At 38.2% G+C, this 1,105-nt stretch carries 1 protein-coding gene; it reads left to right on the plus strand.

What is annotated here, in order from left to right; all coding sequences use genetic code 11:
* On the plus strand, positions 1-1,105 hold a 1,105-nt coding region (locus tag CYP77_RS08980; RefSeq protein ID WP_141090848.1), incomplete at both ends, for an Ig-like domain-containing protein.

Raw genomic sequence — 1,105 nt, forward strand, 5'->3', positions numbered from 1 at the left:
ACATCGATAAAGGTAAGATTGATATCCCAGTTGATCTAAACCCAGGTAAAGATAACAATGTAACAGCAGAGATCATCAATCCAAATAACCCTAATAACCCAGGCAAGGATAGCAAGGTGATAGGTGAGGCTTCAAGCACTGTTAAAGTAACAATTGATGAGATCATCGATGATGTAACTGGTGGTGTAGTAAATGGTGATGTTAAAAATGGTCTAACAAACGATAATCTACCAACATTCAAAGGCAGTGCAGCACCAGGTGCAACAGTAGAAATTTACGAAAGCTTCTACACAACTACAGAAAAAACTCTAGTTGGTAAAACAGTAGCTGACGCTAATGGCAAATGGAGCTTTACTCCAACTGAAGCTATGGGTGATGGAGAGCACTACTTTGAAGCAGTTGCTACAGATAAAGTAGGTAATAAATCAACATCTGATAGAGTTTCACTTGATGTTGATACATTTGCAGATGCTCCTGTAATAGATGCTGTAAATGACAATGTAGATAGCCAAACTGGCAACGTTTTAGACGCTAAAACAAAAGTTGCTATAACAAATGACAGCACACCAACTCTTGAAGGATATGCTGAGCCTGATTCAGTCATCACTATCTATGAGATTAGCGAGCTAAATGGCGATAAAACAGCTATAGGAACAGTCACAGCTGATAATCATGGTGGTTGGAAATTTGAACTACCTGAATTAGGAGATGGTGAGTATAAATATACTACAAGAGCACAAGATAAAGCAGGAAATATCTCAGACTTCTCAGAGGTTGTAGTAGTTAATGCTGATCTAATAGCCCCATCAGAACCAACAATTACATTTGTTGAAGATGTAAATCCAAAAGATGGCAAGCTAAATAAAGCTGAAAATGGCAAAGATGGCGATAGCACTAGCACAAAAGCTCAAATTTCTGTCCCAGGTGATGCTGAAGAAAATGATGTGATCCACTACACTGTAAATGGTGAGGAAAAAACACATACTATTACTTACAATGACAGAGTAACTGGATATGTAGAGATCAAAGTACCAGTAGTTGATGGCAAAGCTTCAAGCGTAACAGCTAAGATCGTTGATCAAGCAGGTAATGCTAGTAAAGAAGT

Origin of the sequence: Campylobacter concisus (assembly GCF_002913865.1) — a bacterium.
GTDB lineage: Bacteria > Campylobacterota > Campylobacteria > Campylobacterales > Campylobacteraceae > Campylobacter_A > Campylobacter_A concisus_AM.